Source organism: Pseudomonas sp. BN505 (genome assembly GCF_029873175.1).
Classification (GTDB): domain Bacteria; phylum Pseudomonadota; class Gammaproteobacteria; order Pseudomonadales; family Pseudomonadaceae; genus Aquipseudomonas; species Aquipseudomonas putida.
Genome location: NZ_SSOI01000070.1, coordinates 323,273 through 344,061 on the forward strand (window position 1 = coordinate 323,273; position 20,789 = coordinate 344,061).

Annotated in this window: 16 protein-coding genes and 3 tRNA genes; 10 read left to right on the plus strand and 9 right to left on the minus strand. The window is 62.0% G+C overall.

Annotated elements, in window-relative coordinates; all coding sequences use genetic code 11:
* Window positions 1-164: 164 nt before the first annotated feature.
* Complete coding sequence (locus E8E78_RS28055) at window positions 165-638, minus strand: Dps family protein (protein WP_003254783.1); 474 nt, start codon at window positions 636-638, stop codon at window positions 165-167.
* Window positions 639-918: 280 nt separating this feature from the next.
* Between E8E78_RS28055 and E8E78_RS28060 the strand changes: the two genes are divergently transcribed.
* Window positions 919-1,512, plus strand: a complete 594-nt coding sequence (locus tag E8E78_RS28060) for a cold-shock protein (protein ID WP_049276753.1) — start codon at window positions 919-921, stop codon at window positions 1,510-1,512.
* 62 nt (window positions 1,513-1,574) lie between these two features.
* On the opposite strand, the gene E8E78_RS28065 is transcribed toward E8E78_RS28060, so the two are convergent.
* Together E8E78_RS28065 and E8E78_RS28070 are read right to left on the minus strand one after the other, a co-directional pair.
* Entirely contained in the window at window positions 1,575-1,781 is a 207-nt protein-coding gene (locus E8E78_RS28065) for a SlyX family protein (protein WP_016498318.1), read from the minus strand.
* Window position 1,782: 1 nt separating this feature from the next.
* Entirely contained in the window at window positions 1,783-2,202 is a 420-nt protein-coding gene (locus E8E78_RS28070; protein ID WP_016498317.1) for an HIT domain-containing protein, read from the minus strand.
* A gap of 692 nt (window positions 2,203-2,894) precedes the next feature.
* On the opposite strand from E8E78_RS28070, the gene E8E78_RS28075 reads away from it, so the two are divergent.
* From E8E78_RS28075 to E8E78_RS28085, 3 genes are all read left to right on the plus strand, one after another.
* Entirely contained in the window at window positions 2,895-4,175 is a 1,281-nt protein-coding gene (locus E8E78_RS28075; protein ID WP_016488662.1) for an OprD family porin, read from the plus strand.
* Window positions 4,176-4,335: 160 nt separating this feature from the next.
* Window positions 4,336-6,051, plus strand: coding sequence for a proline--tRNA ligase (locus tag E8E78_RS28080; protein WP_016498316.1), 1,716 nt, complete (start codon window positions 4,336-4,338; stop codon window positions 6,049-6,051).
* A gap of 20 nt (window positions 6,052-6,071) precedes the next feature.
* Window positions 6,072-7,025 (plus strand): lipoprotein, encoded by a 954-nt coding sequence (locus E8E78_RS28085; RefSeq protein WP_049276750.1) that lies wholly within the window; start codon window positions 6,072-6,074, stop codon window positions 7,023-7,025.
* Between the two features lie 27 nt (window positions 7,026-7,052).
* Here the strand turns inward: E8E78_RS28085 and dinB are convergent, their stop codons facing one another.
* Window positions 7,053-8,111 (minus strand): DNA polymerase IV, encoded by a 1,059-nt coding sequence (gene dinB, locus E8E78_RS28090; protein WP_162465281.1) that lies wholly within the window; start codon window positions 8,109-8,111, stop codon window positions 7,053-7,055.
* Window positions 8,112-8,331: 220 nt separating this feature from the next.
* Between dinB and E8E78_RS28095 the strand changes: the two genes are divergently transcribed.
* The 5 genes from E8E78_RS28095 (at window position 8,332) to E8E78_RS28115 (ending at window position 13,025) form a co-directional block, all read left to right on the plus strand.
* Window positions 8,332-8,408: transfer RNA gene (locus E8E78_RS28095), tRNA-Met, on the plus strand.
* A 134-nt stretch (window positions 8,409-8,542) separates the two neighbouring features.
* Window positions 8,543-8,619, plus strand: a tRNA-Met gene (locus tag E8E78_RS28100).
* A 134-nt stretch (window positions 8,620-8,753) separates the two neighbouring features.
* A tRNA-Met gene (locus E8E78_RS28105) sits at window positions 8,754-8,830 on the plus strand.
* 260 nt (window positions 8,831-9,090) lie between these two features.
* Window positions 9,091-11,733 (plus strand): bifunctional lysylphosphatidylglycerol flippase/synthetase MprF, encoded by a 2,643-nt coding sequence (gene mprF / locus E8E78_RS28110; RefSeq protein ID WP_049277781.1) that lies wholly within the window; start codon window positions 9,091-9,093, stop codon window positions 11,731-11,733.
* Entirely contained in the window at window positions 11,733-13,025 is a 1,293-nt protein-coding gene (locus E8E78_RS28115) for an AcvB/VirJ family lysyl-phosphatidylglycerol hydrolase (protein ID WP_049277779.1), read from the plus strand. The genes mprF and E8E78_RS28115 overlap by 1 nt, the downstream gene beginning before the upstream one ends.
* A gap of 33 nt (window positions 13,026-13,058) precedes the next feature.
* Here E8E78_RS28115 and E8E78_RS28120 read toward each other — a convergent pair whose 3' ends face one another.
* A complete protein-coding gene (locus E8E78_RS28120; protein ID WP_049277777.1) occupies window positions 13,059-14,969 on the minus strand; it encodes a potassium transporter Kup in 1,911 nt (636 codons plus the stop codon).
* Window positions 14,970-15,205: 236 nt separating this feature from the next.
* Here E8E78_RS28120 and rimO point away from each other — a divergent pair, with 236 nt between their 5' ends.
* On the plus strand, window positions 15,206-16,537 hold the full coding sequence (rimO, locus tag E8E78_RS28125) for a 30S ribosomal protein S12 methylthiotransferase RimO (RefSeq protein ID WP_059394723.1): 1,332 nt from the start codon (window positions 15,206-15,208) through the stop codon (window positions 16,535-16,537).
* A 71-nt stretch (window positions 16,538-16,608) separates the two neighbouring features.
* Here rimO and E8E78_RS28130 read toward each other — a convergent pair whose 3' ends face one another.
* Genes E8E78_RS28130 through E8E78_RS28145 form a run of 4 tightly spaced genes read right to left on the minus strand, consistent with a single transcriptional unit; the run spans window position 16,609 to window position 20,684 of the window.
* Window positions 16,609-17,358 carry a hypothetical protein gene (locus E8E78_RS28130; RefSeq protein ID WP_049277773.1) on the minus strand — a complete coding sequence of 250 codons (750 nt, stop codon included), beginning with the start codon at window positions 17,356-17,358 and terminating at the stop codon, window positions 16,609-16,611.
* A gap of 54 nt (window positions 17,359-17,412) precedes the next feature.
* Entirely contained in the window at window positions 17,413-19,179 is a 1,767-nt protein-coding gene (locus tag E8E78_RS28135; protein ID WP_280314568.1) for a DUF5666 domain-containing protein, read from the minus strand.
* Window positions 19,176-20,021, minus strand: coding sequence for a DUF6502 family protein (locus tag E8E78_RS28140; RefSeq protein WP_061203491.1), 846 nt, complete (start codon window positions 20,019-20,021; stop codon window positions 19,176-19,178). The genes E8E78_RS28135 and E8E78_RS28140 overlap by 4 nt, the downstream gene beginning before the upstream one ends.
* Window positions 20,022-20,027: 6 nt before the next feature.
* Window positions 20,028-20,684 (minus strand): hypothetical protein, encoded by a 657-nt coding sequence (locus E8E78_RS28145; RefSeq protein WP_274138827.1) that lies wholly within the window; start codon window positions 20,682-20,684, stop codon window positions 20,028-20,030.
* Window positions 20,685-20,789: the final 105 nt, after the last annotated feature.

A 20,789-nucleotide genomic window follows, 5' to 3' on the forward strand; every position in this document is an offset into this window, starting at 1 on the left:
GCGGCAAAGTCTTCCCGCACAAACACTCGAGTCCGGAGCACGAGGAAAACACTGTGGGAGCAGGCTTGCCCCGCGAACACCGGCAAAGCCGGTGCCATACACCGCGCGGCCTCATTCGCGAGGCAAGCCCGCTCCCACAGGTTTTTGTCACAGCTCTGGGGTATCTATTTCCCGTCGAGCAACACGCGCAGCATCCACGCGGTTTTCTCGTGCACCTGCATGCGCTGGGTCAGCAAGTCGGCAGTCGGCTCGTCGCTGACCTTGTCCACTACCGGGAAAATACTGCGCGCAGTACGCACCACGGCCTCCTGGCCCTGGACCAGCTGGCGGATCATCTCGTCCGCCGGGGGTACGCCTTCCTCCTCCTTGATAGAGGAATGCCGTGCATAGAATGCATAAGACCCCGGCGCAGGGAAGCCCAGGGCACGGATGCGCTCGGCAATCGAATCGACTGCCAGTGCCAGTTCGTTGTACTGCTCTTCGAACATCAAGTGCAGGGTGCGGAACGACGGACCGGTGACGTTCCAGTGGAAATTATGGGTTTTCAGATACAGCACGTAGGTATCCGACAACAGGCGGGACAGCCCATCGACGATGGACTTGCGATCTTCTTCACTGATACCGATATCGATTGCCATTGAAGTTCCCCTTTCCATAAGGCTTGAGACTCAAGCGGACGCCGACCACTGTAGCAACACTTGACCCACACTGCCTGTGACATGGCGCAACACATCGCCCACTGAGGCCTGCGGTTTGAGTAGCCTTCGCCTTTGCTGTTAAATAGGCACCGTGCCACCCGTGCGGACTGTCATTGCCGGGTGCATAGGCTGGCTTGTCACGTGTTCGCGCCCAACACCTCATGCGCACCGTGCTGCCAGCTCTTCCTGTGATCGGCCTTATCAACTGTGAGCCAACCCCATGTTCAAGATCGTCCATCTGGTGACGGGCGTGGCAGCCTTGCTGCTATCGCTCATACCCAGCCTGAAAACCGATGCAACACCCTTCCTGCAACAACCCGACGCGGTTTACCTTGCCCTGCTCGGCCTGCTCAACCTGGTCCTGGCCCCGGTCGTGCCGCTGTACTACCGCGGCGCCCGTCAGCAGTTGCAGCACCTTGCCTGCGCCCTGCTGGTGGTGGCGGTGGTGCTGCAGACCCTGACGCTGCTGGCTCGCCCGGAAATGGGCAACCTCGCGGCGCTGGTCTGTGTGGCACTGGCCGTGGCCCTGCACCTGGCGGTGGGCTTTGCCCGCAGCCCGCGCAAGGCACGCAGCAGCCAGCATGCCGCCCAGGATGCTGGCAACCGTGATACCGGCACGGTGAAGTGGTTCAACACCTCGAAAGGCTTTGGTTTCATCTCCCGCGATTCGGGTGATGACATCTTCGTGCACTTTCGTGCCATACGCGGCGAAGGCCACCGCATCCTGGTCGAAGGCCAGCGCGTGGAGTTTTCGGTGATGCACCGCGACAAGGGCCTGCAGGCCGAAGATGTGGTGGCAGTTACCCGCCGCTGATTGTCTTGCGATAGCGCTCCTGGTGGGCGCGGCCATGCCCGCGCCCACCAGGATTCGTGTGATCAGTAATGAGGCGGCGGTGCCTCTTCACCTTCGGTGCCGTACTGGCCGACCATCTCTTCATGACGCTTGATCAGTTCGGCCACCTGTAATTTCAGCCGCTCGATCACCTGCGCCTGCTCGACCACCACATCATTCAACGCCTGCAGGGTGTCATCCTGGAACGCCTGGCGGGTTTCCAGTTCGACGATTCGCAATTCCAGCGACATGTCAGGCCTCCTGATAGCCAGCAAGCTGCAGCCCACGCACGCGCTGGCGAATGGCTTGCAACTGGTCGTCACGGTAGGCCACGGCCGGGCACTTGCCCCACACCGGTGCTGGCCAGGCGGCATCGTCACGCTGGCGCACGATCACGTGCATGTGCAACTGGCTGACCACATTGCCCAGGGTGGCCACGTTCATCTTGTCGGCGCCGTAGCTGGCCTTCAGTGCTTCAGCCAGCAGGGTGGTTTCCTGCCACAACTGCTGCTGCTCTGCCGCTTCCAGCTCGAACAGCTCGCTGATGCCGGCGCGCTTGGGCACCAGGATGAACCATGGGTAGTTGGCATCCTTGCTCAGCAACAGCTGGCACAACGCAAACTCCCCCAGCACCAGGGAATCCTGCTGCAAACGCGAATCCAGGACGAACACGGCATATCTCCTTCAGGCAAAAACAACCCGCTTTCAAGCGGAAAACAGGCCTGCAAGGATACCTTGCACATTCCCGGTAACACAGCGCTACTTTTCGCACCAAAATGAGGCCACCTGCGCACCGCCACCACACTTGTCACCCCACAAACGACTCTGGATGAACAAGTTGCGGTAACACATTGACTTTCATGACAGCTTTTTAAATTTTAATGATTCTCGACTCCATCATGCCCCGAGACAGCCTTCGCCCCGTGTTTACGGCACTTTCCGACCCTCGGTAGCAGATTTTGTGAAAATTTCATGAAGTGTTGCGAATTTTGAGCACGCTTGTTGCATTCACTTCACGCCAAGTCGGCACGACATCTGCAGTGGCAGGTGTACGCGACAAATAACAACAGCGGCATTGGTTACCAGGGAGTTTCCTCAACCAGAATCCGTAGTTACAGATTCGTTACGGTGACAGGAACAGCGCTGGCGTTATACGGCCCATAAACCGGGGCGTGATTTGCGACATGGAAATACCTAAAAGCGACATGGCAAAAAAGTTCCGCAAAGAGTCTATATAGCCATATCGCCAACAACAGTCAGCGTGCTATACATTTTCGCCGACATAACAAGAAAGAGCTGCACCCTATAACTAAAACACTTGGGCGCGGCGGTACTCTTCCTAAAAACCAAAGGAGCAAATCACGATGCGCGTGATGAAGTGGAGCATGATCGCCCTGGCCGTTGCGGCAGGGACCTCGCAGTTGGCAATGGCCTCGGCACAAGACGAGTCCAAAGGTTTCCTCGAAGACAGCAAGCTGAACGTAAAAACCCGCATGCTGTACTTCAGCCGTGACTTCCGTAACAACGACAGCGGCAAGAGCCGCGTCGAAGAAACCGGCCTGGGCTTCCTGGGCACCTTCGAATCGGGCTTCACCCAGGGCACCGTAGGCTTCGGCGTTGACGCCATCGGCATGCTGGGCCTGAAACTGGACAGCGGCAAAGGCCGCGCCGGCACCGGCCTGTTCCCGACTGCCTCCGATGGCCGTTCGCAAGATGACTACTCCGAAGGCGGCGGTGCAGTAAAACTGCGCGTGTCCAATACCGTGCTGAAGTTTGGCGACCAGTTCACCGCCCTGCCGGTACTGGCCACCGACGATAGCCGACTGCTGCCAGAGGTCGCTGAAGGTGGCCTGATCACCAGCAACGAAATCGATGGCCTCACCCTGCACGCCGGTCACTTCACCGCGCTGAACGCCCAGGCTCAGACTTACCACGACAGCCTGCGCCTGACCGAGGCCAACGTCTTCGGTGGCACCTATGCCATCAACGACAACCTCAGCACCAGCGTCTACTACTCGCGCATTGAAGACCACTTCCGCAAGTGGTACGGCAACATCAACTGGGCGCTGCCGATCAGCGACAAGCAAGGCCTGGTGTTCGACTTCAACATCTATGACACCAAGTCCATCGGCGACAACCTGACCGGCGCATTCGTCAGCAAGGCTGACGGCAGCAACGAACTGGACAACATTGCAGCCAGCCTCTCGGCCGCCTATAACATTGGCGCCCACACCTTCACCCTGGCTTACCAGAAGGTCAGCGGCGACGGCGACTACGCTTACGGCGTCGACGGTGGCGGCACCATCTTCCTGGCCAACTCCGTTGCCCGTTCCGACTTCAACGCCGAAGACGAGAAGTCCTGGCAGGCGCGCTACGACCTGAACTTCGCCGAATACGGCGTACCTGGCCTGACCTTCATGACCCGTTATGTTCGCGGCTCGGGTGCCACTACCGAAAGCACCAACAACGGCAAGGAATGGGAACGCGACGTAGACGTCAAGTACGTACTGCAGAGCGGCCCGGCCAAAGACCTGAGCTTGCGCGTGCGTCAAGCCACCTACCGCTCCAGCGACGGCGTTTACTACGGTTCGAGCTCGATCGACGAACTGCGTCTGATCGTGGAGTACCCGCTGAGCATCCTGTAAGCCTGGCTTGCAGTGCCCCGCACCTGAAAAAGCCCGGCGATCTCGCCGGGCTTTTTCTTGGCTGACAAGCGGCCCGCCCTGGGGCATCCTGTACGCCTTCGTTTCGCCCCCGTACAATGCGGGGCTATTTCAACGTCTTAGGCAATCGACACGGCTAACCATGCGCACCAGTCAATATTTGCTCGCCACCCAGAAAGAAACCCCTGCCGACGCAGTGGTCATCAGCCATCAGCTCATGCTGCGTGCCGGCATGATCCGCAAACTGGCCTCCGGCCTGTACACCTGGCTGCCGATGGGCCTGCGGGTAATGCGCAAGGTCGAGGCCGTGGTGCGTGAGGAAATGAACGCCGCCGGCGCCCTGGAAGTGCTGATGCCAAGCATCCAGCCTGCCGAGCTGTGGCAGGAGTCCGGTCGCTGGGAACAGTACGGCCCTGAGCTGCTGCGCCTGAAGGACCGCCACCAGCGCGACTTCTGCGTTGGCCCGACCCACGAAGAAGTCATCACCGACCTGGCCCGTAACGAGCTGTCCAGCTATAAACAGCTGCCGCTCAACATGTACCAGATCCAGACCAAGTTCCGTGACGAGATCCGCCCGCGCTTCGGCCTGATGCGCGGCCGCGAGTTCATCATGAAGGACGCCTACTCGTTCCATGCCGACCAGGCTTCCCTGCAGGAAACCTACGACCGCATGCACCAGGCGTACAGCAACGTGTTCACCCGCCTGGGCCTGGACTTCCGCCCAGTGCAGGCCGACACCGGCTCGATCGGTGGCAGCTACTCGCACGAATTCCACGTGCTGGCCGAATCCGGCGAAGACGACGTGATCTTCAGCGACAGCTCCGACTACGCCGCCAACATCGAGAAGGCCGAGGCCATCCCGCGTGAAACCGTGCGCCCTGCCCCTACCGAGGAGCTGCGCCTGGTCGACACGCCAGAGGCCAAGACCATTGCACAACTGGTTGAAAACCACGGCCTGGCGATCGAGAAGACCGTCAAGACCCTGATCGTGCGCGGCGCTGAAGAAGGCAAGCTGATTGCCCTGATCGTTCGCGGCGACCACGAGCTGAACGAAATCAAGGCCACCAAGCTGGAACAGGTTGCCGACCCTCTGGTCATGGCCACCGAAGCCGAACTGCGCGACGCCATTGGCGCCGGTGCCGGCTCGCTCGGCCCGCTGAACCTGCCGCTGGAATGCATCATCGACCGTTCGGTTGCCCTGATGAGCGACTTCGGCATCGGCGCCAACATCGACGACAAGCACTACTTCGGCGTTAACTGGGAGCGCGACCTGCCGGTTCCACAGGTCGCCGACCTGCGTAACGTGGTCGAAGGCGACCCAAGCCCGGACGGCCAGGGCACCCTGGTGATCAAGCGCGGCATTGAAGTGGGCCACATCTTCCAGCTGGGCACCAAGTACAGCGAAGCGCTGAAGTGCCAGGTACTGGGAGAGAACGGCAAGCCGGTGGTTCTGTCGATGGGCTGCTACGGTATCGGTGTGTCCCGCGTCGTCGCCGCTGCCATCGAGCAGAGCTATGACGACAAGGGCATCATCTGGAACGATGCCCTGGCCCCGTTCCAGATCGCTCTGGTACCGCTGCGCTACGAAACCGAGGTGGTTCGCGAGGCAACCGACAAGCTGTACGCCGAACTGACCGCCGCCGGCTTCGAAGTGCTGCTGGACGACCGCGACAAGAAGACCAGCCCAGGCATCAAGTTTGCCGACATGGAGCTGATCGGCATCCCACACCGCATCGTCGTCAGCGATCGCGGCCTGGCCGAAGGCAACCTGGAGTACAAGCACCGCACCGAGCAGGACGCCCAGGCGTTGCCGCTCAATGAAGTGCTGAGCTTCCTGCAGGCCCGCGTTCGCCGCTGATAACCAATGCACGAGTGATCATGTTCAAGCGAAGTACCTTTACCCTGGGGGGCGCCGCACTGTGCGGCGCCCTGCTCGTCAGCGGCTGCGCCAACCAGATGTCCCAGCGCAGCGACCACGAGGAGCGCGTCGAGCGCAAATTGCTCGAGCACACCCTGCAGATTGATGTCGGCGAGCCGAAGGTGATGGAGCTGCCGCAACGACGTGTGCGCGTGCATGAGCAAAAGCGCTTCGAAGTCAACGAGTTCGAAGTCACCCGTCGCTATGACCGCTACACGCCTTACCAGCCCTGGCGGGAGGTCTACGAGATCCCGCTGGGTGCAGTGGCCGTGGTAGCGGGCGTCGGCGCCAACGTGGTCAACGTCTTCGCTTTGGGCAACCTGCCGGAAAGCATCACCCATGACTGGCTGAGCTATGGCGTGGACGGGCTCAACCCGTTCATGAACGTGCCATCCAACGGGCGTGCCCAGCAGAACCTGGCCGGGATCAGCGAAGTGCAGAAAGGCAAGCGCGAGGAATCTACCAGCGTGCCCTGGAGCGAACGCCTGGTCGAGGTCAAGGCCGGCAAGATGACCCACGAGCTGACCACCGACAGGAACGGCGTGCTGCGCCTGAACCTGCTCGACAGCCCGTTCTCCGAGCAGAACCTTAACCACGTCGGCACCCTGCACCTTCAGGTACTCGACGAGGACAACGCGGTGCGGGGTGATGCCAGCCTGCTGGTCAGCGCCACCTTGCGCAACAAGCTGCTCGAAGCCCATGAGCTGATCTTCGACGACCTCGAAGATGATGATGTCGGCCAGTGGGTACATCGGGTCAAGCGTCTGTCGGAGCTGGGCCTTGAAGAAGAAGCCAGTGAAATGGAACAAAGCCTGATCGAGCTGACCCGCAACGATCCGGAGCTGCAGCAGGAATTTCTGCAATCGCTGACCAAGGCCACTGGCCGGTTGGTGGCAGATCCGGGCGTGCAGTAAAAGAAGGGGCCGCTATGCGGCCCCTTTTCATTCAGGCGTAAACAGCTCCAACTGCTCATGCGCTCCGCGCAAATCGCGCAACCTCACCCCTACCCCCAGCAAGCGCACCGGCTTGCCACCCCGGGCGAATGCCTGCCCCAGAAGCTGTCGATAACTTTCAAGGTCCCGCCCGGCCCCTGCCTGCTCCATCGTGGTCTGGCTGAAGTCATGGAACTTGACCTTGACGAACGGCTTGTCCGGCCGATAACTGCTGTCCATACGGGCAATACGCTCGTTCAGGCTCTCCAGCAGCTCGGGTAACCGCGCCAGGCAACTGGCCAGGTCCGGCAGGTCGGTGTCGTAAGTGTTTTCCACACTGACCGACTGCCTGCGGCTGTCATTTTGTACTGCACGGTCATCTATACCCCGCGCCAGCCCCCACAAACGCTCGCCAAAGCTGCCAAACTCACGCACCAGTGCCAGGCGCGACCATTCACGCAGGTCAAGGCAGGTTTCGATGCCCAGCCGCGTCAGTTTATCTGCCGTCACCTTGCCCACCCCATGCAGCCTGGCCACCGGCAAGGCGGCGACAAAGGCCTCCACCTCGCCCGGGGTAATCACGAACAGCCCGTTGGGCTTGCGCCAGTCACTGGCAATCTTGGCCAGGAACTTGTTTGGCGCCACGCCCGCCGACACGGTGATATGCAGGGTGCGGGCGACACGCCGGCGGATATCCTCGGCGATGCGCGTGGCACTGCCCGAATACCACTGGCTGTCACTTACATCCAGGTAGGCTTCGTCCAGCGACAAAGGCTCGATCAGCTCGGTGTAGTCGCGGAAGATCGCATGGATTTCCCGCGAGGCCTCACGGTAGGCCTCGAAGCGCGGCTTGACGATCAACAGGTCGGGGCACAACTTCAGTGCATGCCGTGACGACATGGCCGAGCGCACACCATAGGCACGCGCTTCATAGTTGCAGGTAGCGATCACCCCACGGTGCTCAGGCGAGCCCCCAACCGCCATGGGCCGCCCGGCCAGGCGGGGGTCGTCACGCATCTCGATCGCGGCGTAGAAGCAATCGCAGTCGACGTGGATGATCTTGCGCAAGGACATGGATGGCCGTCAGCACTGTAAATTCATACAGATAGTATCGCATGCGACCTGCCTGAAACACCTTACCCGCTGCATCACACGACAAACTGCCTGAAAGCCCCGTCGCGCCTGAGCCGCTTGCTGCTGACGAGCGCTAAGGGTTTGAACAAAAAAGGGTTTTTCAATGAAACTGCTTGACACTGTGGCGTAAATCCGTAGAATTCGATCTCACAGGCGCGGGATGGAGCAGCCTGGTAGCTCGTCGGGCTCATAACCCGAAGGTCGTCGGTTCAAATCCGGCTCCCGCAACCAGATTCAAGAAAAGGCCACTGTTCATACAGTGGCCTTTTTCTTTGCCTTCTAAAAAGTAAAACCGAAAAACCTTTGATAAATCAAAGCTTAGCGCTTGACACCCCCTCAGCAAACTGTAGAATGCGCCCCACAGACGCGGGATGGAGCAGTCTGGTAGCTCGTCGGGCTCATAACCCGAAGGTCGTCGGTTCAAATCCGGCTCCCGCAACCAAGTTCAAGAAAAGGCCACTGTTAACGCAGTGGCCTTTTTCTTTGTACGCTGAAAAGTATCATCGGAAAAACATCGACAAATCAAAGCTTAGCGCTTGACATACAAACCACACGCTGTAGAATCCGCCCCACTGACGCGGGATGGAGCAGCCTGGTAGCTCGTCGGGCTCATAACCCGAAGGTCGTCGGTTCAAATCCGGCTCCCGCAACCATATTCGTCAGAACAAACCCCGCCTGTGTAACAGCAGCGCGGGGTTTGTTGCTTCTGCCCTCCCTGCTTTTAGTCGCATCGATTTTCCCGCCCTCCAGCCAACCCGCAGGCTTGAGGCATCCAGCCCAGGATGAACTATCTTTAACCCTGCCAAGCCGCTGAAAGCGCCTGAGGCTGGAGTAACATTGGATACGTTTTCCTAAGGGACTTTCACTTGGCCGTACCTCCCCTCAACCTCGCGCTGCATGCCCGAGGCAACCTATGACTTCTCACAACCCCGAACCTCCGGTGCCACTGGCCTCGGCGCTACCCGGTGCCGTGCAGCGTCTGCCCTTGCTCGAACGCGTGAGCCGCTACCGCCAGCCCATCGGCCTGGCAGTGACCCTGGTTCTATTCACAATGGCGTTGATTGCCTGCCGCCACCTGCTGAGCGAGCTGGACATCTATGCCTTGCACGATGCCATGCTCAGCGTACCGGCCCAGTCAGTGCTGGGTGCCTTGCTGGCGACCGTGATCGGCTTCGTGATCCTGCTGGGTTACGAGTGGTCGGCCAGCCGCTATGCCGGCGTGAAACTGCCGGCACGCAGCCTGGTGCTTGGCGGCTTCAGCGCCTTTGCCATCGGCAACGCCATCGGCCTGTCGATGCTTTCGGGTGGCTCGGTGCGCTACCGCCTGTATGCACGCCAGGGGCTGGGCGCTGGCGAAGTCGCACGCATGACCGTGTTTGCCAGCCTGTCGCTGGGCTGCGCGCTGCCCCCCCTCGCCGCCTTGGCAACCTTGAGCGACCTGCCGGCAGCCTCGACCGCACTGGGGTTGGCGCCTGGCCTGCTGGCAGGTATCGCCGCCGCCGTGCTGGTGGCGTCCGCCCTGCTGGTGTTCGGCTTGTACCGCCGGCGCCTGGCCGAACAGCCGCTGGCCAATAACCTGCTGGTGCAACTGGGCCGCCGCACACTGCGCCTGCCGGGCGCGCGCCTGGCCGCCCTGCAACTGCTGATTACCGCGCTGGATGTGGCAGCGGCCGCCACCGTACTGTATCTGCTGCTGCCCGAAGCACCACCCTTTGGCGCGTTTGTGCTGGTGTACCTGCTGGCCCTGGCCGCAGGCGTGCTCAGCCACGTACCGGGCGGCGTCGGGGTGTTCGAAGCCATCCTGCTGGCGGCCTTTGCCGACCAGCTCGGTGCCGCGCCGCTGGCGGCCGCCCTGCTGCTGTACCGGCTGATCTATGTGGTGCTGCCCCTGCTGCTGGCCTGCGTACTGCTGCTGGCCAATGAAGCCCGGCGCCTGCTGTTCGCGCAGCAGGCCATCAAGGCCGCCTCCGGGATGGCCGCCCCCATCCTGTCGATAATGGTATTCCTGTCTGGGGTGGTGCTGCTGTTTTCCGGCGTCACGCCCGAGATCGACACGCGCCTGGAGCACATGGGCTTCCTGGTGCCGCACCGGCTGATCGATGCCTCGCACTTTGGCGCGAGCCTGATCGGCGTGCTGTGCCTGTTGCTGGCCCAAGGCCTGCGCCGGCGGCTGTCCGCGGCCTGGCTGCTGACCACCGTGCTGCTCCTGGTCGGTGCCCTGCTGTCGCTGCTCAAGGGTTTTGACTGGGAAGAGGCCTGCCTGCTGACCTTCACCGCGGCCCTGCTGGCCCTGTTCCGTCGCTCGTTCTACCGCCCCAGCCGCCTGCTGGAGCTGCCATTTTCGCCAGTGTTCCTGGTGGCCAGTGCCTGTGCGGTCGGCGCATCGGTGTGGCTGCTGTTGTTTGCCTACCAGGATGTGCCCTACAGCCATCAGCTGTGGTGGCAGTTCACCCTCGACGCCGATGCCCCGCGCGGCCTGCGCGCCGCCATGGGCAGCGCCTTGCTGCTGGCTGCCTTGGCGCTGACCTGGCTGCTGCGCACCGCGCCGCCGGTGATCCACCTGCCCGACGACGAAGAACTGCAGCGCGCCAACCGTATCCTGCTGGCCTCCGACCAGCCCGACGGCGGCCTGGCCCTGACCGGCGACAAGGCGTTGCTGTTTCACCCACGCGACAATGCCTTCCTTATGTACGCGCGTCGCGGCCGTAGCCTGGTGGCCCTGTACGACCCGATCGGCCCGGCCCAGGAACGCGCCGAAATGATCTGGCAGTTCCGCGACCTGTGCGACCTGCATCACGCCCGGCCAGTGTTCTACCAGGTGCGCGCCGAAAACCTGCCGTTCTATATGGACATTGGCCTGACCGCACTGAAGCTGGGCGAAGAAGCCCGGGTGGACTTGCGCCGCTTCGACCTCGAAGCCAAGGGCAAAGAGATGAAGGACCTGCGCTACACGTGGAACCGCGGTGGCCGCGACGGCCTGAGCCTCGAAATTCACGAACCTGGCCACGCCCCGCTGGCAGAGCTGAAGGAAATTTCCGATGCCTGGCTCGGCGGTAAAAGCGTGCGCGAAAAAGGCTTCTCGCTGGGGCGCTTTAGCCCGGAGTACCTGCAGCATTTCCGCATCGCCCTGATCCGCTTCCAGGGCCGGCCGGTGGCGTTCGCCAACCTGCTGGAGACCCACAGCAACGAGCTGGCCAGCCTCGACCTGATGCGTGCACACCCCGAGGCACCGAAGCTGACCATGGAGTTCATGATGATCGGCCTGATCCTGCACTACAAAAGCCATGAGTATTCCCGCTTCAGCCTGGGCATGGTGCCGCTTTCAGGCCTGCAGCCGCGGCGTGGCGCGCCCCTGACCCAGCGCCTGGGCTCGATGGTGTTCCGCCGTGGCGAACAGCTTTACAACTTCCAGGGGCTTCGACGCTTCAAGGACAAGTTCCAACCGGATTGGGAACCCCGCTACATGGCCGTGCCGGCCGGGCTCGACCCGCTTGTGGCACTGGCCGATACTGCCGCCCTGATTGCAGGCGGCCTGACTGGATTGGTGAAACGTTGATGACCCGACGCTTTTGGCTGTACCTGCTGGTTCCTCTGCTGCTGGCCGCCCTGGGAGGGGTGCTGGCATTCTGGCTGTGGACGCGTCCGGCCCCCGAGGCGCGCCTGGAGCAATTGAGCAGCAATGGCGCCAGCATCACCCGCGTGACCCCGGGCGTGCACCCCAAGGCCCGGGTGGCCATCGGTGTGCCACAGGATCAGGCGCTGACGGACAAGCAGTTGCTTGACCTGAGCCAGGCCGGTGAAGCTCAGCTGGTGCAGGTGGTTTTGCCGCCTAACGACTGCAGCAAGCAGCAACAGGTCATGGGCCAGGCCCTGGCCGAGCTGTCGGACAAGCCGACATTGGTCGCTGGTATCGGCCCTGGCGCCGCCCAGGCCTGGCGCTGGCTGGCCAGCCAGAACGACGACAAGGCCCGGGCAATTTCCGTGGACTTCACCGTCGAGCAACCCGGCTGCCAGGCACCGCTGCCCAAAGCGGCTGCCCATGGCCACTGGAACGTCGCCTGGAACGACAACCCGGATGACGCCAGTGCCGCGTTCGTACGCGACCAGGCCAATGCCGAAACCAGCATCAGTGACTACGACATCCACTTGCCACAAGTGCTCAAGGCCCAGCTGACCCAAGCGCTGGTAGGCCACGATGGCAACGCCCTGGCCATCCCCGTGGTAGAAGTGCCGGCCGGGCAGACAACCGACACAGTCACCCTGTTCCTCTCCGGTGACGGCGGCTGGCGTGACCTGGACCGCGATGTCGCCGGGGAAATGGCCAAGCTGGGCTACCCGGTGGTGGGTATCGACACCCTGCGCTATTACTGGCAGCACAAGACCCCGGAGCAAAGTGCGGCCGACCTGTCCGAGCTGATGCAACATTACCGGCAGAAGTGGGGTACCAAGCGCTTTGTACTGACTGGCTATTCGTTCGGTGCCGATGTGCTGCCGGCAATCTACAACCGCCTGCCGGTGGAGGACCAGCAACGCATCGACGCGGTGATGCTGCTGGCCTTTGCCCGCAGCGGCAGCTTCGAGATCGAGGTCGAGGGCTGGCTGGGCAAGGAAGGCCAGGAGGCCCCAACCGGTCCGGAAATGGCCAGGCTGCCGGCCGCCAAGGTGGTGTGCGTGTATGGCGTGGAAGAGACCGACGAAAGCGGTTGCACCGAAAAGACCGCGGTGGGTGAGCGCCTGAAGCTGCCTGGGGGGCACCACTTTGATGAGAACTACCCGGCGCTGGCCAAGCGCTTGATTGGTGAGATCGAGACACGCCAGGGCAAGTCCAGCGTCGCCGAACAGAACTGATAATGATTGGGGCCGCTTTGCGGCCCTTGGCTATCAGATCTCGACCTGGGTCCCCAGTTCGATCACCCGGTTCAGCGGCAGGTTGAAGAAGCGCAGATTCCCGTTGGCATTCTTCAGCAAGAACGCGAACAGGTTGCCCCGCCAGCGCGACATCCCCTCCAGCCGCGACGCGATTACCGTCTCGCGGCTGAGGAAGTAAGTGGTGCGCATCGGGGTGAAGTCCAGATCGTCCAGATGGCACAGCTTCAATGCCGCCGGCACGTCGGGCTCGTCCATGAAGCCAAAGTGCAACAGCACTCGGAAGAACCCGTCACCATAAGCCTCCACCTCGAAGCGCTCCTGCTCCGGTACCCGCGGCCGGTCCTCGCTGATCACAGTCAGCAACACCACCTGGCTGTGCAGCACCTGGTTATGCAGCATGTTGTGCAACAAGGCGTGGGGCACGGCATCCGACCGGGCAGTGAGGAACACCGCCGTCCCTTCGACCCGGTGCGGCGGCTGAATGCGGATACTGCTGATAAACAGCGGCAATGGCAGCGCACCTTCGTCAATACGCTCCACCAGGATCTGCTTGCCGCGCTTCCAGGTGCTCATCAGCAGGAACAGCACACCGCCAGCCAGCACCGGGAAGGCACCGCCCTGGACGATTTTCGGCACGTTGGCGGCGAAGAACAGCCCATCCACAAACAGGAAGCCCACCAGGATCGGTACTGCCAGCACCGGCGGCCACTTCCACAACAGCAGCATCACCGCCGACACCAGAATGGTGGTCATCAGCATGGTGCCGGTTACCGCCACGCCGTAGGCCGCCGCCAGGGCGCCGGACGACTCGAAGCCGATCACCAGCAGCACCACGCCCACCATTAGCGTCCAGTTCACGGCGCCAATGTAGATCTGCCCCTGTTCGTCGCTGGAGGTGTGCTGGATCTGCATGCGCGGAATGTAACCCAGCTGGATGGCCTGGCGGGTCAGGGAAAAGGCCCCGGAAATGACCGCCTGCGAGGCGATCACAGTGGCCATTGTGGCCAACCCGACCAACGGCAGCAGCGCCCAGCTCGGCGCCAGCAGATAGAAGGGGTTGCGGGCCGCCTCCGGGTTTTGCAGCAGCAGTGCACCCTGGCCGAAATAGTTGAGCACCAACGCGGGCAGCACCAGGATGAACCAGGCCCGGGCGATCGGCTTGCGGCCAAAATGGCCCATGTCGGCATACAGCGCCTCGGCACCGGTCAGCGCCAGCACCACGGCACCGAGGATGGCTACGCCCATGCCTGGGTGAACCACGAAGAAGTTCACCGCCCAGCCCGGGTTGAAGGCCTTGAGCACTTCCGGGCTCTGTGAGATACCGTGCACGCCCAATGCGCCCAGCACCACGAACCAGGTGACCATGATCGGGCCGAACAGCTTGCCGATTTTCTCGGTGCCGTGCTTCTGCACCAGGAACAGCGCCACCAGCACCACCAGCGAAATCGGCACCACCCAGTGGTCGATTCCGTCAAACGCCAGGCCCATGCCCTCCACGGCCGAGAGCACCGATACCGCCGGGGTGATCATGCTGTCGCCATAGAACAGCGAAGCGCCGATCAAACCGCAGATTACCATCAGCGTACGCAACCGCGGGTAGGCGGCCGTAGCCCGCCGCGCCAGCGCGGTCAGCGCCATGGTGCCACCCTCGCCCTGGTTGTCGGCGCGCAGGATGAACATCACATACTTGAACGACACCACCCACAACAGCGACCACAGGATCAGCGACAGGATCCCCAGCACGCCATCATGGTTGACCGGCACCCCGTAGCCGCCGGTGAAGACTTCCTTGAGGGTATACAACGGGCTGGTGCCAATATCGCCATAAACCACCCCGACCGCCGCCACGAGCAGGCCCAGCGACCGCGCCGTCCCCTGCTTCCCCGCGTGCCCGCCCTCGGCGTGACTGCTTGCCTGAACCATCGACCACTCCCGCAGACGGCCATCTCGGCCTTTAGTATTCACTCGCGCGCCAGGCCCCCGAAGGCACCTTCACGCAACGGCGCGAAGCATAGCGCAGCGTTCGTCGTATTTCTGCTGGTCAAGCGACCTTACGCTCGCTAGAATTGCGCACTTTTTGATCAGAGGCGCCAAAAAGCGCCCGTCAAGATCGCCCGCGATTCCGGCCGGGCGACCTGCATTCAATACCGAGGTTAGTCATGTCCACCACGCCCGCCACCCCCAAGGTAGGTTTCGTAAGCCTGGGTTGCCCAAAAGCCCTGGTCGATTCCGAGCGCATCCTCACCCAGCTGCGCATGGAAGGTTATGAAGTCGTGCCCACCTACGAGGACGCCGACGTGGTGGTGGTCAACACCTGCGGCTTCATCGACAGCGCCAAGGCCGAGTCGCTGGAAGTGATCGGCGAAGCGATCAAGGAAAACGGCAAGGTCATCGTCACCGGCTGCATGGGTGTCGAGGAAGGCAGCATCCGTGACGTGCACCCCAGCGTGCTGTCGGTCACCGGCCCACAGCAGTACGAGCAGGTGGTCAACGCCGTGCACGAAGTGGTACCGCCACGCCAGGACCACAACCCACTGATCGACCTGGTGCCGCCACAGGGCATCAAGCTGACCCCGCGCCACTATGCGTACCTGAAAATTTCCGAAGGCTGCAACCACAGCTGCAGCTTCTGCATCATCCCGTCGATGCGCGGCAAGCTGGTCAGCCGCCCGGTGGGTGAAGTGCTGAGCGAGGCCGAGCGCCTGGTCAAGGCCGGGGTCAAGGAGATCCTGGTGATTTCCCAGGACACCAGCGCCTACGGCGTCGACGTCAAGTACAAGACCGACTTCTGGAACGGTCGCCCGGTCAAGACCCGCATGCTCGAACTGTGCGAGGCCCTGAGCAGCCTGGGTGCCTGGGTACGCCTGCACTATGTGTACCCGTACCCGAACGTCGACGACGTGATCCCGCTGATGGCCGCCGGCAAGATCCTGCCGTACCTGGACATCCCGTTCCAGCACGCCAGCCCGAAGGTTCTCAAGTCGATGAAGCGCCCTGCCTTCGAAGACCGCACTCTGGCGCGCATCAAAAACTGGCGCGAACAGTGCCCTGAGCTGGTGATCCGCTCCACCTTCATTGTCGGCTTCCCAGGCGAGACCGAGGAAGACTTCCAGTACCTGCTGGACTGGCTGACCGAAGCCCAGCTCGACCGTGTGGGTTGCTTCCAGTACTCGCCTGTAGAAGGCGCCCCGGCCAACGACCTGGGCCTGGAAGAAGTGCCGGACGACATCAAGCAAGCGCGCTGGGACCGCTTCATGGCCCACCAGCAGGCCATCAGCACCGCCCGCCTGCAACTGCGCATCGGCAAGGAAATCGAAGTGCTGATCGACGAAGTCGAGGAACAGGGTTCGGTTGGCCGCAGCTTCTTCGATGCCCCGGAAATCGACGGCAGCGTGTTCATCGATGGCGACCATGGCTTCAAGCCAGGCGACAAAGTGCGTTGCCGTGTAGTGGATGCCGACGAATACGACATGTGGGCAGAGCCCATCTAAAACGGCTGAAACCTGAAAAGCCCCTGCCCTGGCATTCCCCGCGAGAATGACCGGCGCAGGGGCTTTTTTCGTTAAAACGTGTGAAACAGCATCAGGCCACCCTCTGCATCCGGGCTGGCATCAGAGAAGCCTTTGACCGCATAGAGCTGGACTTTCCATTGCTGGTTGAGCTTGTGGGTCAGGAACAGGGTGAGTTCCTTGATCTGCGAACCGGTCGAGACCACTTTCTGCCGCCAGTCGTAGGAGGCGCCCGCGGAAGTACCTGCAGCCACAGGCAGCGCGAAGCCAAGGCTGATAAATACCGGGTCGTCAAAGTCGCTGTCGGGCGGGTCGCCGAACTTCTTCCAGCCCAACGTCGCGAAGCCGGTGACCGGGCCAAAGCCCTTGGTGATGTCGACCTGGGCGGTGTAGTCGTATTCACCGGTGCCAAGGCACTGGTCTTCATCGGCGGTGGGGAATTTGACCTTGCCGATCAGGTCGAGCATCAGGCCGCCGTCACTGCCATCCAGCAGGGCATACCCGGCGCTGGCGACCGTGTCACCCAGCCCGCTTTCCACATCCCGGCAACCTCCGGGCAGGGGGTCACCATTGGGGCCTACTTCCGGGTTGGTGATGCGCAACCAGGGCACGGTGACCTTGTAGATCATGGGGCCGGTTTCATATTTGCCGACCACGGGGACGTACCAGATTTCCGAAGTGGTACCCGTGCCATAGTCGCCACTTGAATAGTCCATGCCGATGGCGGTGCTGAAGGTATCGGCCACGGTCGACGCACTGGTGCATGACAGCAGGCAGGCAAAAAGAGGAAGCGCGGGTCTCATCTGCACCTCAGTACCCATTCGGGAAGTGTGGTCGGACTTCCCCAGCCTAGTTGCCTAACGCCCGGATCGCTCCGGATGCTCTACTTTTTCGACGGTCTCTACCTTTTCCGGCCTTTCGATGGTTTCGATTTTCTCGACTTTTTCCACCTTCTCGACCTTTTCAGGCTTTTCTACTTTCTCTACCTTTTCGACTTTCTCTACCTTTTCGACTTTTTCGACTTTTTCGACTTTTTCGACTTTTTCGACTTTTTCGACCTTTTCGACCTTTTCGACCTTTTCGACCTTTTCGACCTTTTCGACCTTTTCGACCTTTTCGACCTTTTCAGGCTTTTCGACTTTTTCGACCTTCTCAACTTTCTCTACTTTCTCGACCTTTTCAGGCTTTTCGGCCTTCTCAACCTTCTCAACCTTTTCCACTTTCTCGACTTCAACCTTCTCTACCCGATCACCCTTCCCACTGTTGCTGCTCTCGGGCTGCTCCACGGTTTCGACATGCTCTGACTTGCCAGACTTGTCCACGCTTTCAGACCTGCCGTGACCACTGGCGTCTTCAACGGTACTGCGCCCACTGTGATCATCACTGCTTTCGCTGCGAACGCTGGTCGCCTCGCTTGTTCCATGGCCGCTATTGTCGGAGCCGCCTGACTCACTGCTGCCGTGCTCGCCGCCGTGCCCCGAATGGCCTCGGTCCGGGTTGTCAGCACGGTCATCCTGGAGTTCCACACGTGTGGCCCGTAACTCGTGAGTACCACTGAGCACGCCGCTGACCCGAACGCGTTGATCGAGCGCCAACACTGCAGGCTGCCTGCCGACAACCACGGTGCCCTGCCCCAGCGTCACATTGATGCCAGCGACCACCAGTTGCCGTGCCTGCACGCGCTGCACCAACCCTTCGACCACCGCCTGCTGGACGCGGCCAGCAAACGGCAGGCTCGGGTCTGGACGGGTTTGTGCCACTTCCAGCTGGCGCCCGGTCCACTGGCCGCGCACCAGCACTTCGCGCGCGGGGGCTACGCGGGTGCCCAGCGTCAACCCTTGCAGGCTTCCTGGGCGGTCGATTGCACCAATGGCACTGGCCTCTCTGAGGCCCGGCGCCCGTTCGATACGGGTTGCCACCACTTCGCCCGTGGCATCGCGCAGACCACTGACCCGGACCGGCTCGCCTGCACGCAGCCCTTCAGCCACCCGCGCGCCTGCGGCGAGCCGCACAGGCTGGCCCATCACCCGCAGGGGGGCCGATGCATTGGGGAGCGCCGTCAGCGGCCCTTCGTAGACGTTGAGGATCGAGATACGCCCTGCCTGGAGACCACGCTGGGTGGCAATTGCCTCCACCGCTACAACCTGCCCGATCGCCAAGTGAGCACTGCTGGCGGGTGCACCGTTTTCACTCACCGGCACGTCTTTGCCATAGTGCACTTCCATGCCATTGACACAGATCGAAGCAAACCCGGTGATGGTGCCGACGATGCCGGTACCACCGGTACCGCCTGGGCGCAGGATCGGCGCACCGGTACCACCGACCCCGCCGTTACCGTGATCAAAGTAGGTGCCGTCCACACCTTCGGCCACCGCGCCAGTGCCGCCGGTGCCGCCAGGGCGTTGCGGGAGAGGCGCGCCAGTGCCGCCGACACCACCGTTTTCACTGCGTGCACCGGTACCGCCTGTCCCCCCCGGAAACTGCAGGCCTGTGGCACCGGCCATGCCCACTTCGTCGCGGCTGACACAAACCGGTGCTGCAACCACCTCGGCAGGCGCCGCCAGGTTCAACCCCAGGACCAGGGCAACGGCAACGGCACGAAGGCAGCGCGTGAGGGGGGTCATGGGCCTGGCGTCTTGGACAATTCGGGGTCGGTAGCTTCAGTGTAGAAATAAAGCCCGACAGTGATGCGCTGACGTTGCTCCGCGCTGGGCTCATCAACGTTTTCCAGCTCTGCTGCGAGCCGACTGAAGGCCAGCAGCGTCTGCATGCCCTCTTTGGCAACCACTTCACGCACCTGCTCGACGCTGGCGGGGCTCAAAGCATCGTAGTGCACACTGCGTTCGAAGAACGGCAGGCCCTGGCCACTGAGGTTGTGCACCGCTGCGCTGGCATGGTCATGCAGGTTGTGTCCCAAGTACGCGGCTTTTTCATCGAAACCTTTCTGCGGCACGAACGCCTGGGCTTGCAGATGCACACGATCCTGCTCATCAAGCCGGACGATGCCAAGGCGCAACCACTCATCCAGCACCACACGCCCGCGGATATCAGTGCTGACCGTGGCCACCAGGGCATCGAATGAGCACTCGCCACCCACACTTGCCAAACGCGGCAGTGCCAGTGCCTGGCCAGGTGCCGAGCAGAACGGCGGGCGGGTGGTCCATGCATTGACCAACTGTGCGCCCAGGGTGATGTTCGCCGGCAAGGCCTCGAGTGCCATGCCACCTTCGCTGCGCAGCCGCCGGACATCCTTGCGATGCACGCCTGTAAGCAGGCTGACGCGGCTGTCAGTGGGCGGGGTGCCGTCCAGACGAAACTCACGATGGGCCACGTCGACGAACACCTCCTTGAGCAGGTCGGCGAACATCGTGTAGGTAACCCCTTTGCGCAACATCAAGCGCACCAGCGGGCGCATGACACGCCGCAGTGCGCTTAACATCGAAGGGGGCAGAGTTGGGCTGATCAACGCCTGTCAGCTCCTGCTGTTGTCATCACCCGGTTCGCCACCCACATGGTTGCCGTGATCATCACCAGGTTCACCACCAACGTGATTGCCGTGATCATCGCCAGGCTCGCCGCCGACATGATTACCATGATCATCCCCGGGCTCACCGCCAACATGGTTGCCATGATCGTCACCGGGCTCACCGCCAACGTGATTGCCGTGATCGTCACCGGGCTCACCACCCACGTGATTGCCATGATCGTCACCCGCTTCAGCATGGTTGCCGCTGCGCCCAGCGTTTGAATCACCGGCGTGGCCCAGGCCGGAGTTGCCATGGCCGCTACCACTATTGCCGGCATGGCCGCCGCCGTCACCGCCACTGCCGTGGCCACCACCGCCGCCACTTCCACCACCGCTTCCGCCGCCGCCACCGTGGCCGCCACCACCGCCGCCGCTTCCGCCACCACCACCGTGGCCGCCACCACCGCCGCCGCTTCCGCCGCCACCACCGTGGCCACCACCGCCGCCGCCTCCGCCGTGGCCACCACCACCACCACCACCACCACCACCGCCATCTTTGGCGTAGGCGCTGGAGCCATGAGAAATCGAGTCAGGGATCAAAACAATGGACGTCGACAGCACGCCAGCCACGGCAACCGCCAGTAAAGCCTTCTTGAACAGCAGGTGGATTTGCATAGTCCGTCTCCAGGTCGTCGCCATGAGAACGCCAAATCAGCAGAAATCTTGTTTTCAGTGTTTTCTTTTCTTTGCGTGGGATTTTTTCCCACG

Bases quoted from the DNA above. Each gene is read 5' to 3' on its own strand.
- E8E78_RS28075 (WP_016488662.1), top strand. From the start codon at position 2,895: ATGCGCGTGATGAAGTGGAGCATGATCGCCCTGGCCGTTGCGGCAGGG.
- E8E78_RS28130 (WP_049277773.1), bottom strand. From the start codon at position 17,358: ATGAGACCCGCGCTTCCTCTTTTTGCCTGCCTGCTGTCATGCACCAGT.
- E8E78_RS28080 (WP_016498316.1), top strand. From the start codon at position 4,336: ATGCGCACCAGTCAATATTTGCTCGCCACCCAGAAAGAAACCCCTGCC.
- E8E78_RS28055 (WP_003254783.1), bottom strand. From the start codon at position 638: ATGGCAATCGATATCGGTATCAGTGAAGAAGATCGCAAGTCCATCGTC.
- rimO (WP_059394723.1), top strand. From the start codon at position 15,206: ATGTCCACCACGCCCGCCACCCCCAAGGTAGGTTTCGTAAGCCTGGGT.
- E8E78_RS28120 (WP_049277777.1), bottom strand. From the start codon at position 14,969: ATGGTTCAGGCAAGCAGTCACGCCGAGGGCGGGCACGCGGGGAAGCAG.
- E8E78_RS28115 (WP_049277779.1), top strand. From the start codon at position 11,733: ATGACCCGACGCTTTTGGCTGTACCTGCTGGTTCCTCTGCTGCTGGCC.
- E8E78_RS28085 (WP_049276750.1), top strand. From the start codon at position 6,072: ATGTTCAAGCGAAGTACCTTTACCCTGGGGGGCGCCGCACTGTGCGGC.
- mprF (WP_049277781.1), top strand. From the start codon at position 9,091: ATGACTTCTCACAACCCCGAACCTCCGGTGCCACTGGCCTCGGCGCTA.
- E8E78_RS28135 (WP_280314568.1), bottom strand. From the start codon at position 19,179: ATGACCCCCCTCACGCGCTGCCTTCGTGCCGTTGCCGTTGCCCTGGTC.
- E8E78_RS28060 (WP_049276753.1), top strand. From the start codon at position 919: ATGTTCAAGATCGTCCATCTGGTGACGGGCGTGGCAGCCTTGCTGCTA.
- E8E78_RS28065 (WP_016498318.1), bottom strand. From the start codon at position 1,781: ATGTCGCTGGAATTGCGAATCGTCGAACTGGAAACCCGCCAGGCGTTC.